General features: G+C 27.5%; 15 protein-coding genes, 2 tRNA genes and 3 pseudogenes. 4 read left to right on the top strand and 16 right to left on the bottom strand.

Annotated features, from left to right (window positions below; translation table 11 throughout):
- Positions 1 to 19 precede the first annotated feature (19 nt).
- The 8 genes and pseudogenes from queA to hflX form a co-directional block, all read right to left on the bottom strand.
- A pseudogene (gene queA / locus SFBM_RS04515) lies at positions 20 to 1,043 on the bottom strand (tRNA preQ1(34) S-adenosylmethionine ribosyltransferase-isomerase QueA).
- A 15-nt stretch (positions 1,044 to 1,058) separates the two neighbouring features.
- Positions 1,059 to 2,048 (bottom strand): Holliday junction branch migration DNA helicase RuvB, encoded by a 990-nt coding sequence (gene ruvB / locus SFBM_RS04520; RefSeq protein WP_005806091.1) that lies wholly within the window; start codon positions 2,046 to 2,048, stop codon positions 1,059 to 1,061.
- Positions 2,049 to 2,052: 4 nt separating this feature from the next.
- On the bottom strand, positions 2,053 to 2,652 hold the full coding sequence (ruvA, locus tag SFBM_RS04525; protein WP_005806090.1) for a Holliday junction branch migration protein RuvA: 600 nt from the start codon (positions 2,650 to 2,652) through the stop codon (positions 2,053 to 2,055).
- A gap of 92 nt (positions 2,653 to 2,744) precedes the next feature.
- Complete coding sequence (locus tag SFBM_RS04530) at positions 2,745 to 3,320, bottom strand: hypothetical protein (RefSeq protein ID WP_005806088.1); 576 nt, start codon at positions 3,318 to 3,320, stop codon at positions 2,745 to 2,747.
- A 110-nt stretch (positions 3,321 to 3,430) separates the two neighbouring features.
- Positions 3,431 to 4,172, bottom strand: a pseudogene (locus tag SFBM_RS04535) (YebC/PmpR family DNA-binding transcriptional regulator).
- On the bottom strand, positions 4,172 to 4,519 hold the full coding sequence (locus SFBM_RS04540) for a nucleotide pyrophosphohydrolase (protein WP_005806085.1): 348 nt from the start codon (positions 4,517 to 4,519) through the stop codon (positions 4,172 to 4,174). The pseudogene SFBM_RS04535 and the gene SFBM_RS04540 overlap by 1 nt, the downstream one beginning before the upstream one ends.
- 21 nt (positions 4,520 to 4,540) lie before the next feature.
- On the bottom strand, positions 4,541 to 5,194 hold the full coding sequence (locus tag SFBM_RS04545; RefSeq protein WP_005806083.1) for a YigZ family protein: 654 nt from the start codon (positions 5,192 to 5,194) through the stop codon (positions 4,541 to 4,543).
- A 3-nt stretch (positions 5,195 to 5,197) separates the two neighbouring features.
- Positions 5,198 to 7,012 (bottom strand): GTPase HflX, encoded by a 1,815-nt coding sequence (hflX, locus tag SFBM_RS04550; RefSeq protein ID WP_014017966.1) that lies wholly within the window; start codon positions 7,010 to 7,012, stop codon positions 5,198 to 5,200.
- A gap of 232 nt (positions 7,013 to 7,244) precedes the next feature.
- Between hflX and SFBM_RS04555 the strand changes: the two genes are divergently transcribed.
- Both SFBM_RS04555 and SFBM_RS07935 read left to right on the top strand, forming a co-directional pair.
- The gene (locus SFBM_RS04555; protein ID WP_005806079.1) at positions 7,245 to 10,136 is read left to right on the top strand and encodes a transglycosylase domain-containing protein; all 2,892 of its coding nucleotides are present in this window, start codon (positions 7,245 to 7,247) and stop codon (positions 10,134 to 10,136) included.
- Positions 10,137 to 10,221: 85 nt separating this feature from the next.
- Complete coding sequence (locus tag SFBM_RS07935; protein WP_005806077.1) at positions 10,222 to 10,395, top strand: Rdx family protein; 174 nt, start codon at positions 10,222 to 10,224, stop codon at positions 10,393 to 10,395.
- 81 nt (positions 10,396 to 10,476) lie between these two features.
- Here SFBM_RS07935 and SFBM_RS04560 read toward each other — a convergent pair whose 3' ends face one another.
- The 4 genes from SFBM_RS04560 to SFBM_RS04575 all read right to left on the bottom strand — a co-directional run bounded on the left by SFBM_RS04560 (position 10,477) and on the right by SFBM_RS04575 (position 13,547).
- On the bottom strand, positions 10,477 to 10,929 hold the full coding sequence (locus tag SFBM_RS04560; RefSeq protein ID WP_005806075.1) for a metallophosphoesterase family protein: 453 nt from the start codon (positions 10,927 to 10,929) through the stop codon (positions 10,477 to 10,479).
- A gap of 67 nt (positions 10,930 to 10,996) precedes the next feature.
- Positions 10,997 to 11,566, bottom strand: coding sequence for a hypothetical protein (locus tag SFBM_RS04565; protein WP_005806073.1), 570 nt, complete (start codon positions 11,564 to 11,566; stop codon positions 10,997 to 10,999).
- A gap of 117 nt (positions 11,567 to 11,683) precedes the next feature.
- Positions 11,684 to 12,532: a bifunctional 5,10-methylenetetrahydrofolate dehydrogenase/5,10-methenyltetrahydrofolate cyclohydrolase gene (locus SFBM_RS04570; protein ID WP_005806071.1), complete on the bottom strand. Its 849-nt coding sequence runs from the start codon at positions 12,530 to 12,532 to the stop codon at positions 11,684 to 11,686.
- A gap of 49 nt (positions 12,533 to 12,581) precedes the next feature.
- Entirely contained in the window at positions 12,582 to 13,547 is a 966-nt protein-coding gene (locus tag SFBM_RS04575; RefSeq protein ID WP_005806069.1) for a glycosyltransferase family 2 protein, read from the bottom strand.
- A gap of 104 nt (positions 13,548 to 13,651) precedes the next feature.
- Between SFBM_RS04575 and SFBM_RS04580 the strand changes: the two genes are divergently transcribed.
- Together SFBM_RS04580 and SFBM_RS04585 are read left to right on the top strand one after the other, a co-directional pair.
- Entirely contained in the window at positions 13,652 to 14,779 is a 1,128-nt protein-coding gene (locus tag SFBM_RS04580; RefSeq protein WP_005806067.1) for a glycosyltransferase family 4 protein, read from the top strand.
- A 116-nt stretch (positions 14,780 to 14,895) separates the two neighbouring features.
- Complete coding sequence (locus SFBM_RS04585) at positions 14,896 to 15,612, top strand: polysaccharide deacetylase family protein (protein WP_005806065.1); 717 nt, start codon at positions 14,896 to 14,898, stop codon at positions 15,610 to 15,612.
- A 57-nt stretch (positions 15,613 to 15,669) separates the two neighbouring features.
- Here SFBM_RS04585 and SFBM_RS04590 read toward each other — a convergent pair.
- From SFBM_RS04590 to SFBM_RS04605, 4 genes and pseudogenes are all read right to left on the bottom strand, one after another.
- A pseudogene (locus SFBM_RS04590) lies at positions 15,670 to 16,389 on the bottom strand (permease); the annotation flags it as partial.
- 70 nt (positions 16,390 to 16,459) lie between these two features.
- Complete coding sequence (locus SFBM_RS04595) at positions 16,460 to 17,356, bottom strand: hypothetical protein (RefSeq protein WP_005806061.1); 897 nt, start codon at positions 17,354 to 17,356, stop codon at positions 16,460 to 16,462.
- Between the two features lie 186 nt (positions 17,357 to 17,542).
- Positions 17,543 to 17,617: transfer RNA gene (locus SFBM_RS04600), tRNA-Cys, on the bottom strand.
- Positions 17,618 to 17,676: 59 nt separating this feature from the next.
- Positions 17,677 to 17,752: transfer RNA gene (locus SFBM_RS04605), tRNA-Phe, on the bottom strand.
- Positions 17,753 to 17,762: the final 10 nt, after the last annotated feature.

The following is a 17,762-nucleotide window of genomic DNA, read 5'->3' on the forward strand; positions in this document are numbered from 1 at the left end:
TCCTCCAAAGATACATCAATCAAATTATAATCATACTATCACCAAAACTAAAAAATCTATAATTATTTAATATTGCTTTTTCATATATAGTTAATATTTTTTCTCTATTATAAAATGCGCTAATTAATATGATGAGTGTAGATTTAGGTAAATGAAAATTAGTTATTAATGAATCAATAGCTTTAAATTTATATCCTGGTTTTATAAATATATCTGTATATCCCTTATCCCCTATACATTTGCCATTTCTAGTAAATACAGTTTCGAGAACCCTAACAGTAGTAGTTCCAACAGATATAATTTTATTTCCTCTAGACTTTGCGAAATTAATAACTTCAGCAGTATAATCACTAATTTCATAATACTCAGAATGCATAAAATGATCACTTAATATTTTTAGTTTTAACATGCATAAATGTCCCTAAACCAACATGTAATGTTACATAAACGATTTTTACACCTTTATTTTTTATTCTACACAATAATTCCTTCGTAAAATGAAGACCAGCCGTAGGTGCCGCAATTGATCCCATTTTATCTGAGTATACAGTTTGATATCTTTCTTTATCATACAATACTTCTTTTATATATGGTGGTATCGGAATATCCCCATTCCTATTCAATACATCATATATATTACCATCATAAATAAGTTCAACAATCCTATTTCCATCTGGTTTTATGCCTATTACGGTAGCTTCAATTTCACCATTTCCAAAATGAAATTTTTTACCAATAGAAGCTCTTTTCCCAGGCTTACACATAACCTCCCAAATTCTTCCTTCTATATTTTTAACTAATAAAAACTCTATTTTACCTCCGTAACTACTTACCCCATAAATCCTAGCAGGTACAACCCTCGTATCATTTAAAACCAATACATCATCTTTCTCCATATAATTAACTACATTAAAAAATTCACTATGTACAACACTATCTTCTTTTCTGTTAACAATCATTAATTTAGACGATTCCCTATTTTCTAATGGTTTTTGAGCTATAAGTCTATCTGGTAAATTAAAATCAAATAAATCTATATCCATAAATCACTCCATATTTCATCTGTTAATATTAAAGTATTTATATGTCTTATCAGTTACAATTCTACCCCTAGGTGTCCTAATTATGAAACCTTGTTGTATAAGAAATGGTTCATATACATCTTCTAATGTACTGATTTCTTCTGATAAAAAATGTGCTATAGTTTCAATTCCTGTGGGACCACCTTTAAAATTAAAAACTAAAGCCTCTAAAATTCTCTTATCTATTTTATCTAATCCAAATTCATCAATTTCTAAAAGATCTAGAGAGTGTCTAGCTAAATCTATATCAACTAAATTATTTTTCTTGACTTGTGCAAAATCACGTACTCTTTTTAAAATTCTATTAGCAACCCTCGGCGTACCTCTGGAACATTTTGCTATTTCAAGAGCTGCATCATCAGTTATTTCCATAAATAAAATTTTAGACGACCTTATTATTATTTCCTTCAACTCATCATTTGTATAATAATCCATTGGTAATAATACACCAAATCTATCTCTTAAAGGTGAAGTTAAAAGTCCTAATCTAGTAGTAGCTCCAACCAATGTAAACTTAGCCAAATCTATTCTTATAGACTTCGCTTGTGGCCCTTTACCTATAATAATATCCAAAGCGTAATCTTCCATAGCACTATATAAAATTTCTTCAACTGTTCGACTTAATCTATGTATTTCATCTATAAATAATATCTCCTTTTCCTCAAGTGATGTCAATATAGCAGCTAAATCTCCAGGCTTTTCAATTGCTGGACCCGAAGTTATTCTAATGCTACTATTCATTTCTTTGGAAATAATACTAGCAAGTGTGGTTTTCCCAAGTCCTGGTGGGCCATAAAATAAAACATGATCTAATGCATCACCTCTCATATTTGCTGCTTCAATAAATACTTTTAAATTACTTTTAACTTTACTCTGACCTATATATTCATTAAAATTTACAGGTCTTAAACTATACTCCTTTGAATCATTCATAGAAAATGATGTGTTAACTAATCTACCATCCATAACATCACCTCATCAAACTTTTCAAACACTCTTTTATTATAAATTCTAATGATTTATCAGAAAACTCTTCTACCACTTGATCCAAGACTTTATTTATACTCTTTTCATCAAATCCTAAAGATAACAATGCCTCCCGTGACTCAGTTAAAATACTGCTAGATTTATAGTCAACACTAATTTGACTAACTCTATCAGGTACTGCTAGCGATATCTTATCTTTTAGTTCAAGTATTATACGTTGTGCTGTTTTTTTCCCAACACCATTTGCTTTCATCAATACAGATTCATCAGAATAATAAATTGCTTCTCTCAATGTATCCACAGTATTAATAGACAATATCGCTAATGCAGCTTTAGATCCAACTCCATTTATATTTATTAACTTTAAGAACATTTCTAATTCATATTGATTTATAAATCCATATAAACCTATAAAATCTTGTCTCACTATCTGTTCAACATAAAGTCTAACCTTACTATCTATATTTGGCATTGAATAAATACTGTTACCCGAAGTAAAAATCCTATATCCAATACCTTGATTTTCTATAATTACATAATCTTTATTTAAACCTCTATATATTCCCTCTATATATTCATACATACAACATGACCTTTTTTAATTTTAAAATTAATTATTATATACTAAATTTACCATTCGTATTAATTTTTTTCAACTAAAGTTAATCAAATTATTTAAGTTTCAAGTTCGCTTAATATATACTGCATCTCATCTCTATTGTCAGAGCTTAATTGGTAATTTAATACTAAATTTCTATCAGATACAGGTAAAGAATCCACCTTCTTACTGCTTATATCTACTTTTTCATTTTCAATAAATAATTTACCATTATTGTCTGATTTAAATACAGTTATATAACCATTTTTCTCACCTATGTAATACATATTTGGATTAAAATTATTTTCATCTTTTTCTTTTAAGACAATAGATTTATCATTAAAATCGATTATTTCATACTTTCCTAATGGATATACGTCAGTAAAAATTTTATTAATATCCATTAATTCTAGTTTCATCCTATTTTTTTCCATAAATTCACCATCATCATTTTGGCTCACTATAACTAAATCTCTAGTATTATTTTTAGATATCGATTCATAACTATTCCTATTCACAAAATTTGTATCATTTTTAAAACTAATAACTTTATAGGTAATCATATAGGCACTCAAAAAAATTACTATAGATATACCGATTATCCCTAATATTATAAAATTATTTTTATTATTATTTAAAAATTTATTTTTCATTATCTCTCACTCCTTGTTAGGATTATGTATAAAATATTCAATTTCTATACATATTTAGATAAAAAATGAAAAGAGTGTATTGAAATCACAATACACTCTTAAAAATTTAACTATTCAAATTCATATTCTGCATTACAATAGACTTCTTGAACATCCTCATCATCTTCTAACATATCTATAAATTTCTCTATCTTTTCAATATCCTCGTCTGAAGTTAATAAAACATTCGTATCTGCTTGCAATCTTATTTCGGCTTCTAAAAAATCAATATTTTCTGAATCAAGCTCATCTTTTATCTTCTTAAAATTATCGGCATTGCTTTTAATTACATATACATTTTCCTTTTCGTGTGTTTGAAAATCATCAGCTCCATAATTAAAAGCAATTTCCATTATTTCATCTTCACTTATATCCTGAGACCTATCAACTACAATTTCACCAATTTCTTTAAACATATAACTAACACAACCACTAGATCCGAGATTACCAGAAAATTTAGAAAATATATGTCTTATATTCCCTGCAGTTCTATTTTTATTATCTGTCAAAGTTTTAACTATAACTGCAACTCCAAATGGACCATAACCTTCATAAATTAAAGTTTCATAATTATCCCCTGTTAATTCTCCTGCCCCTTTTTTTATTGCTCTCTCTATTGTTTCTCTTGGAACATTATTATGTTGAGCCTTTTTCTATAGCATCTTTGAGTTTTGAATTGCCTTCAATACTTGATCCACCCATTTTAGCTGCAACAGATATCTCTTTTATAAGTTTTGTAAATATTTTTGATCTTTTTGCATCAACTTTACTTTTACGCGCTTGTATATTATGCCATTTACTATGACCTGCCATTATTTATTCTCCTTACTTTTCTTAGGATATTTTATAGAATTTTTATACAGTTTCTCCATTATATTTCCATATAAATCGATATCTAAACTGTTAGCTAAAGAAATTGAATAGATCATCACATCTGCTAATTCTTCGCAAAAATGATTAAACTTATCACTATTTTTTATGTTATATGCCTCATCAGTTGTATCCCACTGAAATATTTCCATAAGTTCTGCAGCTTCGATAGCTATACTCATACTAAGATCCTTAGGGTTTCTAAATTTATCCCATCCTCGTTCCAATTCAAAATTCTTTATTATTTTCTTAAGCTCTTTTAGATTGATATTTGAATCATTTAACTCCATAACTTAATTCTCCTAATTTTATTAAACCTCATTATTTAGAAAATACTTTCCCTCATCTTTAAAATACATAACATCATCACTAATTTCAACACTCAAATTATTTGAAGTTAAATCAGTTATATCGGATAAAAACTTGTTTACATCAATTTTCTCACATCTAACTTTAAAAATAACCCTATCTTCATATAAAGTATCTTTTATATGGATTTTATTTTCATTAAAAAAGTATTGTAATTTACCAACCAAATCATACTTAACAATTATTAAAATTTCATTTCCCAAAACTTTGTCAACTATCCTTGCATTATTAATTGCCCCATTGGCTCCATTCACATAAGCTCTAGTTAATCCTCCAACACCTAGAAGAATTCCCCCAAAATATCTTGTTACCACAATAATAACATCCGTTAATTTTCTCTTTTTTATTAGTTCTATTATTGGTATACCAGCAGTACCTTGGGGTTCACCGTCATCTGTATATCTTTGAATTAACATATCACCACCAACTATGTACCCGTAAACATTATGCTTAGAATCATAATGCTTACTATTTATGTATTCTATAAAATTTTTAGCCTCATCTTCTGATTCAATATGTTTAATATATCCAATAAAGACAGACCTCTTCTCTTCGAATTCGTAATATGCATCGCCTATAATAGTTTTATAACTCAATTTCTAATTCTCCAAATCTTCAATAATATATTTTTTAAATCTATCTAATTCACTCTTCGGTATATCAAAATTAACAAATGTACCTTTATCCAAATGCTTTTCTTTTATAATTTTATAACTTTCATAAACACTATTTAATATCGAATAATCATCATATGGAATTAGCAAAGATACATTTTGGTAATTTAAACTTAGAGTTTCCTCAACTAAATTTAGTAACTTATCTATATTAATTTTTTCGATGACAGAAATAAATACTATTTTATCAGAAGGATATAATTTATATATTTTTGATTTCAATTCCTCAAGCTCACTATTTTTTAATTTATCTATTTTATTAAATATTAGTATCCTGTTTAAATTCTTAATCCCTATTTCTTTCAAAACATTATCAGTCGTATTTATTTCAACTTCAAAATTATTTGAAGAAATATCTACAACATGTAAGAGTAAACTGCTATAAATAACCTCTTCCAATGTTGACTTAAATGCATCAACCAAATCATGTGGCAACTTTTTTATAAAACCAACTGTATCTGTCAAAGAAATTAAAGTTTTTCTCGGTAACAAAATTTTTCTAACGGTTGTATCTAAAGTCGCAAATAACATATCTGCTTCAATTACAAGTTTTTTATCCAAATCCACTTCACCGACATTAGATGTTGAATAAATATAATTTCTTAATGTAGACTTCCCAGCATTTGTATAACCTACAATCGAAACCTGTGGTATATTATTTTTTATTCTTGCATCTCTTTGTACACTTCTCTCTAACTTTATTTTCTCAATTTCTTTCTTCAAATAATCAATCTTACTTCTTACATATCTCCTATCAGTTTCAAGTTTAGTTTCTCCTGATCCTCCTCTTAAACCAATTCCCCCAGATGTTCTGTTTAAGTCACTACTCAATCCTCTCAATTTTGAATATTTATATTTCAACATAGCCAATTCAACTTGATATTTAGAAACTTTAGATTTTGCCCTCCTATTAAATATTTCTAAAATCAATGTTGTCCTATCTATAACTCTAATTCCTGACATTTCTTCAAGAACGCGTATTTGAGATCCTGACAAATCATCATCAAAAATTAATAGTGTTATGTTCCTATGATAAATAGAGTTTAATATTTCTTTAATTTTTCCCTTACCTATGTAATACACAGAATCAGCCTTATCTCTATTTTGAAAAAACATATCTTTAACATTTATGTTGCAAGCATAAGCTAACTCTCTTAATTCTTCAAGACTTTCAAGAGTATCACACCCTATTAAAACACAATTATCACTAATTTCATTTTCATATATTTCAACTTTAAAATTCTTCTCTATGTCTTGAATCTTAGAGAAAATATTAAAATCTAAATAATCTTTTAAATTATAAAAAACATACTCTTCATACTCATTATCACCATTATTTAACATTCCTATTGAAAACCCATTGAATAAATTTTCATCAGTAACATTAACTGCTGATATTGCATCCAATCTTAAATTCTTTAAACTTGCAATATCAACATCCGACAACTTAGGGGATGAATTTAAATGTGTATGAATTACCCTGCATCCACTTAACTTCTTTTTATCCTTTAAATCAATATGAATCTTTGCATCAGCATTTGTTCCAATCGAAATACTATGAACATTTCCATTTCTTAATAAAACAATACATATTTCCTTGTTAATCTTAAAACTTATTTCACATATCTTATATAAAATTTCTTCGCTAATAATTAAATTCTTATCAAGTCTAATATCATATATATCTTCAAGTTCATTAAGATAACTTCTTTTAATACCATTCGTATCACCGTATATCATAGAATCACTCCTAAATCATAATTATAATTTTTCAAAAACTACTCACTCTGAAAGTATAGATTATTAATTTCATGAAAGAATTAAAAATATAAGTCAAATAAAAAATAATTACAAGTATCCTTGAATTTTATATTTGTTTCGATATTGCCATATTTACATTTTTTTTTGATAGTTATATAATTTAATGGATTACCTAATTAAACAAGGAGCAAGAATTTACTAGGAGGAATATATGTCAAATAATAATTCTAGCAATAGTTCAAACTTAAATAACGAAGACAAAAATAGTGAAACTATTCAGAATAATATTAATAATAAAAGCAGTAAAAAAACAAAAAAAATTATTACAACGTTTCTAATTTTCTTATTAGCTATATTTTTAATTGGTGCTATTACTGTTTTTGGATTTACTTTTGCAATAATTAAGACTTCTCCTCCATTAACTATAGAGGCCGTTACTGATCTTGATCAAGCATCACAACTCTTTGATGCTGATGGCGAGTTTATGGATGAAGTATTAAAAGCTGAAAAAAGGTATGTAATTTCATTAGATGAAATGCCTCTTCAATTACGGAATGCATTTATCGCTATAGAAGACGAAAGATTTTATCAACATTCAGGGATAGATATACAACGTATAATAAGTGCGGTAATAACTGATATTAAGAAAATTTTAAATAAACAATCAGGATTGCATGGAGCTTCTACATTAACCCAACAAGTTATTAAAAATAATATTCTCACTAATGAAGTATCTGTGGTTAGGAAAATACGTGAAATTTATTTAGCCTTGGAATTAGAAAAACAAATGTCAAAAGATCAGATATTAGAAATATATTTGAACACAATATTTGTTGGTGGTAATGCTTATGGCGTTGAAGCTGGCGCATTACAGTATTTTTCGAAAAATGCAAAAGATCTTACACTTGCACAATCTGCATTCTTAGCTGGATCAACACAACATCCTACAAAATATTATTCGAGTGCTGTAAACTCTGAAGATAGTCAATTTTATAAAAATAGAGCGATAACAGTCTTGAATAAAATGCTCGAGCTTGGATACATTGGTCAAGAAGATTATAATAAAGCGGTTGAAGAAATAAATACTGATAAAATAGGCTTTGATATTAAAAAAGTTAATGATAGTTACAATTATGAATGGTTCGCAAGACCTGTGGTTGAAGAATTAACTAAAGATTTAAAGGAAGTTTACGGATATACTGATGAAGAAGTAAAACTTCACTTGAGAAATGATGGACTTAAAATTTACACTACAATGGATAAAAGTTTACAAGACCATGCTCAATATGTACTTGATAATGCAACAAGTTATATAAATTTAGCTGAATGGACAGATGAGAATGGTATAATTCAACCCCAAATGTCTGCCGTCGTTATTGATTTTAAAACTGGTCATACTAAGGCAATTATTGGTGGACGTGGAGATCAAGATGCTAACTCATATAATAGAGCTGCTTCTGATAAATTTTTGCGTTCCATCGGATCAACAACAAAACCATTAACAGCTTACACTCCTCTTATTGACTTAAAATTAGGTCATGCTGGAACAGGAGTTGAGGATTCACCTCTATCTAAAGAATTATCTTCAAAATATGGTGGCTGGAATCCAACAAACGAAGTTAAAAATAATTTTATAGGATACACAAATGTTAGATACTCTCTTGAAAGATCTATTAATTTATCAGCCATAAAAATAGTTGATAAAGTTGGAACAAAAAATGCACTAGAGTATGGTCAAAAATTCGGTTTACATTATAATGAAAATTCAAAAGATAGCATTGCAACATTAGCTTTAGGTCAATTTAATAATGATCCTAATAATTTAGATGGCGGTAACCCGTTAATTTTAGCTTCAGCATTTAGTGTTTTTGCAAATGGTGGTATTTTGACTGAACCTATAACTTATACCCACGTTGTAGATAAAAATGGTAAAGTAATATTAGAAAATAAACCAGAAAAAACCCAAGTCGTTTCTCCTGAAACTGCATATATAATGTACGATTTATTAAAAGGTCCTGTTGAAAGATATTCTTCTAGACCTGCTAAATTCGGTGATATACCTGTGGTTGGTAAAACTGGTACAACTGAAAATATCAAAGATTTATGGTTTGCAGGTACAACTCCTTATATGGCTGCCGCTATATGGATTGGAGCAGATAAACCTACAGAACTTACGGATAAATATGGTAAAAAACCTTTTAGTGGATCTACAGCCAGTGCATTATTCGGTAAGATCATGGAGAAAGCACATGAATCTCTTCCACCTGTAGAGATTCCAAGACCTGAAAATATAGTATCAGCAAACATTTGCAGTGTATCTGGACTATTGACTACTCAATATTGTGCCTCTGATCCTAGGGGAAGTAAAGTTTATACAGAGTTATTTATAAAAGGTACTGTTCCAACTCATACTTGTGACGTACACGTTCCTGTAACTATTAACTCTTTAACAGGAGCAATAGCTACAGCAAATACTCCTGAGTATCTAAAAGAAACTCGTGTGTTCCTAAATAGAAAATACACTCCTAGCGTATATTTGAGTGACCAAAAGTACGTTGCACCCAAAGTATACGATAATGGATCATATGAATTACCTGACAACGACGACAATTTAAATCAAGACGGAGTAGATCCAGATGAAGAATGGTTTGAAGATGAAAATAACACTCCAACCACTCCAGATGACAGTAATACATCAAATCCAGATAATAGTGATGCATCTGACAATAATACAATACCACCTATAGATAATAAGCCTCCTATAAATGATACAGAAACAGACATAGATGATCCACCATTAATTGAAGATATTCCTATCCTTCCTGATTTTGAAAATTCGAATAATGGTAGTTCTACGATAACTCCTTCTCCTCCTGGAGATGGAAATGGTTCTGGTTCTAATAACAGCACAGAAGTGCCACCAAATAATGATAATAATAATGAAAATACAGATAATACTAACAATGGTAATGGCAATACAAACAACAATGAAACTACTATTCAACCTCCATCTACACCAGATAACAATGATACTTCAAATGGGACCGAGATAGATAATGTTGAAAATGAAAGTCTAGATTCAGCTGATTTTGATTTCGGTTAAAATTTAAATTAAGGAGATTAAACAAATGAAGATAACTATAAAATATTGTACTGTTTGAAATCATCTTCCTAGAGTAGTTACTCTATTGAATAAAATACTAGATGAATACAAAACTAATATTTCTAATTTTGAACTACTTCCATCTGTCAATGGTGTATTCGATGTATTTATAGATGGTGCGTTAGTTTTCTCCCGTAAAGCTATTAATAGGATGCCTAATGAAAATGAAATTGAAGATTTAATCGCATCAAAGATGTAAAAAATTAAAAAGACCACATAACAGATTACAACCTCTGCTATGCGGTCTTTTTTATGTTTATTAAAGCAATATTTAATTTTATTATATCTGAAAAAATTTAACTTGTATTTTATTTTCAATATTTATAACTGCTAAACTTATTGGAAGGGAAAATCTCTTTGGACCAAAACTTCCTGGATTTAAAATCAATGTATTGTTTATATATTTTTCTGATGGATTATGAGTATGACCATGTATAACTATATCATAATTTATGTATTCCTCATTCATATAACTTAAATCATGTATAACATAAACATTAAGACTATCATTTATATTTAATTTTTTATTATCTGGGTATTTATTATGATCTAAATTAAAATCGTTATTTCCACTAACTGCCTCAACTTTACATATAGTTTCAAGCTCATATATTGTGCTTTCCTTCACTATATCTCCTGCATGAATAATAAGATCACAATCTCTAAAAAATTCATAAACTTCTGAGCGTATTAAACCATGTGTATCAGAAATAACCCCAATATTTTTTACCATAATACCTATATCCTCCTAAAAATAAAAAACTCCCATATTAACTTATAGGGAGTTTTTTGTGCAAATATTAATTTTTCTTCCACCATTTTTTTGAATTCTTCTTAGCATCTAACTTACTTCTTAAATATGGAATATTTTCATCAAATTTTGATGCTCTTTCTTCAAGCATTTCTAAAGTTTTATAATACATTGTTTCTTGTAACAATTGTTCCCTATCTTTCTCCATAAGAAATTGACTATTTTCGATTATAGACATCAATTTTTTAATCTGATTATCTTTCTCCTTAATCTGTTCTGTAAGAAGATTTATTGACTCATCTGGATTTTTTTTATCTAATAAAGATTCTTCATTAATATGTAAAGTCTCATCATCAATTTTAGAAGAATCAGTTGTAATTTCTATCTGTTCAATCTCAGGTTCATCTCTATCAATAATATCATTTGATGTTTCAATATCTTTGCACATTATATCAGTTAATATTTGTAATCCTGACTCATCTAAATATGTTTTTTTACTCTTGTAAATGATGCTTTCATTAAGTTCCTTTGTTTTCCTTAATTCTTCATAGATGTGTTTTTCTGACACATTAAATTTTTGTGATAATTCCTTAATGCTATACAATTTTTCCAAAGCCATTCCCCTTTTGTCCCATTTTTTTCCATAACTATATGTTCAATTATATAATATCCAAAAAATTTTTCAAATAATAATAATAAATATTTACATTATTTTAACTGTTTTAGATGAATATTTTTATTGTGTTTGTATCGAATATGCTTTTACAACGTTACTCAATAAATTAGTTACTGTTAATAATCCAACTCCACCTGGTACCGTTGTTATTTTTGAACACTTCTCTATGCAATCAAAAAAATCTACATCCCCACATAATTTATCATCTACAAAATTTATACCAACGTCTAAAATAACTGCATCATCTTTAATAAAATCACTTTTCAAAAAATTAGGCTGTCCTATACCAATAACCACAATATCTGATCTTAAACATATCTCTTTCAAATTATCAGTATAAGAATGACACACTGTTACAGTTGCATTATTTTGTAAAAATAAATGCATTAATGGTTTACCTACCAAATCACTTCTATTAATTACTGCTACATTTTTACCAGAAATCTCTATATTATTATGCTTTAATATTTCTATAACTCCTTGAGCAGTACATGGAACTAAACAATCTTGATTATTATAAAGTTTTCCTTTATTAACAATTGAAAATCCATCAACATCTTTCATATACAATATAGAATCATTTATAACTTGTGAATCAATATGTGATGGTAATGGAGATTGAACAATAATACCTGTTACATTATCACTTTCATTCAATCTATGTATAATTTTTAGCAATTCATCTTGACTCACTTTTTCATCTAGCTTTATCAATTCTGATTCAATTCTACATCTCTCACATGCCTTTAATTTGTTGTTAATATATGAATTACTTGCAAAATCATCACCAACTTGTATAATAACCAATCTTAATTTTAAGGAATTTTCCAATATAAACTTTGCTATACCTACTTCTTTAAGATCTCTATATTCCTTGCAATTAAGAATCTTATAAGAATAATCCTTCATGAACATCACCTCTTAATAATCATATAAAAATATTTTTCTAAACTCAAGTTTAAATAAATATAAAATCATACAAATCATTCTTTCCTTGGGTAATCAAACTATCTCTAATATGCTCATAATTACATTTGTCCACTATAAAAATATAACTTTTTCCCAAATCAGCAAACTTATCGTTAGTATATTCATAAATAATTGAATCTCCAATCTTAATATTGTTATTTTTTAAAATTTTGTACAATGTATTTGAATATTTACTCTTACCAACTATACATACCTCTCTATTTTTTATATAAGATTGTAAAAATTTAAGTTTAGATTTTAAAATCTCCTCATTATATTTTTCATTTAAATATTTTTGTTTATGAACAAATTCCGAATCAACCCTATTTAAATAAAATCTCTTTTCTATTATACCCACTTTAAAATTTTTACTTATCAAATTAAATATAAAATCTAAATCTTCAGAAGAATTGAGATTAATATTATACTTAACCTCTTCAAATATTTTTGCCCTACACATGAAAGTTCCATGACACATCCTGTGACCATTCAAAAACTTTATTGAAGAATTTTTATCATCAATCTTAAAATTAAATATATCTTCACACAATTTGACATCATCTTTATTCTTATAATCTGTTAACTCAACTTCAACAAAAGATCCAACCAATCCAACGTCACTGTTTTCTTTTAAATATTTAAGTTGCTTTTCAATACGATCTGGAAATGAATAATCATCTCCATCCATCCTAGCTATATAATCACCTTTTACATATTTAAGTAACTCATCAATTGAGTTTGCAACTCCTTTATTATCTCTAGAAACCAATCTTATATTTTTATTATGCATAGCATAATTTTCAATAATTGAAAGAGAACTATCAGTAGATCCATCATCCAAAATCAGTAATTCAATATTTTTATGAGTTTGATTTAAAACACTTTCAATTGCACCAGATAAATATTTTTCATTGTTATATACAGGCATTATTATAGAAACCAAAATATTTTTCAACTTTTATACCACCCTTTTATTAAACTAATTATTATAGAACATTATTATTATTTATCAATAAAATATTTATATACTAAATTTAAATATCAAGAAGGAGCAACTAAATGAATTTTTCAATTGATATAAGGGGATCTCATTTATATCATGGTACTGGAATAGGAACTTACACGAAGAATTTAATAACTCATTTACTTAAAATAGATAAAGAAAATTTCTATAATCTAATGTATTGCGGAAATAATTCTACTCAATTTAAACAATTAAACTCACAAATACATTTCATATCAAGAAAACATAGCTCGTATTTTGAAAAAACTTATATACCAAATTTGCTATACAAAAATAATTTATCGCTCTTTCATATGCCACAAAATGGGATTGGATATAAAGATCTCATCTTGTCAAAAAATTTTAAATCTATAGTAACTATTCACGATCTAATTCCTTACGTTCTTCCTCAAACAGTCGGAAAATCATATTTAAAAAACTTTCTAAAACAAATGCCATATATAATAGATGAAGCATCTGCAATAATAACTGTATCAGAATACTCAAAGCAGGAAATCATAAGATTTTTTTCAGTTGATCCTAATAAAATTTTTGTTACTCCTCTTGCTACAAACAAAAATTTTAGACCTCTAGATATTTCATATTGCAAAAATTTCTTAAAAAATAAGTTTGGTATTGATTATGATTTTATTTTATATATTGGTGGATTTAGTAAGAGAAAGAATATATATAATCTAATCTCGGCTTTTAAAAAAGCTTATAAAAATTTTAATAAACCACTAAAGCTCGTACTACTCGGAAAAATAAGAGAAGAGTTCAGAAATTTAACAAAGATAATTAGGAAAGAAAATCTTGAAAATGATATTATATTTACAGGATTTGTTGATGAAAATGATTTACCAATATTTTATAATGCATCGCAATTTTTTGTGTATATTTCTTTGTATGAAGGATTTGGATTACCACTTCTAGAAGCAATGAGTTGTAGAAAAGCAATACTTAGCTCTAATGTAACTTCTATACCAGAAGTAGTTTGCAATACTTCATATCAAGTTGATCCACATGATACTTTAAAAATTTCAGAATCCCTATGTAAATTATCAAACGATGATAATCTAAAAATTAAACTTGGGGAAAAGGCATATGCACGATCGAAAATTTTTTCATGGGAAAAATGTAGTTATTCAACTCTAAAAATTTATAAAAGTTTATATAAAATATAAATTAATTTATGTATAAAAAAGTGAAATGCTCTTAAACATTTTGCTTTTTTAATTTAAATATTTTTCATTACAGTGGATATAATATTCTTCAAACAAATTTCAAAGGAGCTTAAGTAATGAAATTATTAAACAAAATTTTTATAATGTTATCTATACTATTTATTCTAAGTCCAATTCCATCAAAAGCTTTAGAAGATTCCCCAAAAAAATATGTGTACTTAACATTTGATGATGGTCCAACAAAAGGAAATACTCCTAGATTACTCGATGAACTTGAACGTTTAAATCTACCTGCTACATTTTTCGTCGTTGGAAGTTTGGTTAAAGAAAATCCAGAAGCAATGAAAAAAATGGTCGATAATAACCATTCGATAGGACTTCACACAATGTCACATAATAGAAACAAATGTTATGGATCACATGAAAGTTTCATTAAAGAGAACTCAGAATTGAGAGATTTGCTTAGAGAAAGATACAATATTGAATGCAATATTATAAGATTCCCATTTGGATCACAGAATTCATATCTAAGAATGGATAAAGTATTTGTAGACAAATTACATAATAATAATTTTAAAATATTTGATTGGCACATAGATACGACTGATGCATTAAATCCTAATAAAGGACCTCAAGAACTCTTAAACATATGTAAAAGACAATACGAAAAATTTTACAAAGATAATTCGAACATAATTATCCTAATGCACACAAACTCAAATAATGATAACACAATAAAATCTCTTGAAGGTATCAAAAATTATTTTTTAGAGCTTGGCTATGAATTTAAATCTTTAGATGATAATTCAAAAGAACTATATCATATAAGATAAAAAATCAAAACGTAGAATAGTTGATAAAAATATCGACTATACTACGTTTTTTATTATTTAAATTATTAAATATTGAAACATGTTAAACAGATAACCAACAGTAATAATTCCTATAATACAAATTATAACAAATACTCCTAACAACTTTGGTTTTATAATTTTTTTCAACATTATAAGTGAAGGTAAACTCAAAGTAGTTACAGCCATCATAAAACTAATAACCGTACCAAGCTGTGCTCCTTTTGCAATCAAAGCTTCTGCAAGTGGTATCATGCCAAAAATATCTGCATACATAGGAACACCCACTAAAGTTGCAAGAAATACCCCAAATGGATTATTATTCCCAAGAATCATCTGAATCCAAGTTTCTGGAATCCAATTGTGTATAATTGCTCCAATAGCAACGCCTATCAAAATATATACAAAAACCTTTTTAAGACTTTCAGCAACTTGCCTCTTAGCAAAAATCAAACGATCTTTTAAGGTAAAAACATATGATCCAATATCTAAACTCTTTGAGTTATGAATAAATTCTTCTATATAATTTTCCATATGCATTTTATCAATGATTGTACCTCCAACTACAGCTATGATAAGTCCAACTACTACATATAAAATAGCAATTTTAACTCCAAAAATACTTGTTAATAAAACTAAACTTGCCAAATCAACCATTGGGAGATGAAATAAGAAATGAAAAAGTTACACCAATTGGTAATCTAGAACTAGTAAACCCAATAAATAATGGATAGATAAACATGAACAAAATGGAGTTACAATTAATCTATAAATAAATAAAAAAACAACCACACAAAACCAAAGTATGATTGTTTTTATTTATTAAAATTTATGTATTAAACAAACTAACTAAATTTCTATATTCATTCTCTTGTTTCATTCGATAAACCACTTCATCTATTGAACTTTCAGTACTCTTTCCCTCTTTTTGAAGTTTGTCCATCACAGATACCCAATACTTTTTACCCTCTTCATCTGAATCTCTCAAAAGAACCATTTCATAAATACTCGATACAATATCATTATTTGATCCTTTTAGAGTTAAAAGTTTAATATTTTGAAAAGATTCTAAGTCTAAAGAAATTTCATTCAAAACATCAATTCTATCTTTCAAATCACATTTAGAAAGATCTATTTGAGCTATTGACCAAATTAAATTTACACTTTCTCTAATTTTATCTTCATTAAAATCATTATGTTCTTTTCTTACATATTTCTCAATCTTATCATAAATTATCTTATCTTCATCACTTAATCGTGATCGCTCAACTAGTAATACACTTAAAGATAATTTAAATAATTCTGCATCCGCTCCAACTAATTTTGGATTTGCTGTAGTCAAAATACTTACTATTTCGTCTGGTGTTAAATCTAAATACTTCAGACCCTCAATTAAACTTTCTCCATCTTCATGTGAACTTGTAATAAAAGCCCAATATATATTTATCCTAATTCTTAATTCTTCATCAGAATAATTTTTATTTTTTGAGTTATATATCTCAGATATTTTTTTCAAACTTTCATTATAAATATTTCTAGACTCACTATCCATAGAATCTAAATCTATTTTATCTATATCATCTAAAAAATCTTTAAAACTTTTAACTGATATAAAAATTTTTGGTTCTATATTCTTATTAGCTTGTACAATAACGCCACTAGTATTAACTAAAGATGATAGAGATAATAAAACAGCAATAATAAAATTCAAAACTTTATTCTTCATATTTCCTCCTAAACATTATATATAACAGAAAGTATATCATATTAAATCAAAAAATTCTTTAAATAAGATCTTAAAAACTAGATTATACACCTTCAATAGCTTGTTACCAACGGAACTCACAATAAAACAACCTAGTGAACTTAAGCTCACCAGGTTGTTTTAGAATCGATCTGTTTAAATTAAATGTGGAGGCACCAGCGGGATTCGAACTCGCGAATAAAGGTTTTGCAGACCTCTGCCTTACCACTTGGCTATGGTGCCATATATTTATATCATATTACAAAATCTAAAAATGGTGACAAGCACCATTTAATTTTTTTTGGTGGCTAGAGCAGGAATCGAACCAGCGACACGAGGATTTTCAGTCCTCTGCTCTACCAACTGAGCTATCCAGCCACAGCATAAC

The sequence above is a fragment of the Candidatus Arthromitus sp. SFB-mouse-Japan genome (assembly GCF_000270205.1).
GTDB lineage: Bacteria > Bacillota > Clostridia > Clostridiales > Clostridiaceae > Dwaynesavagella.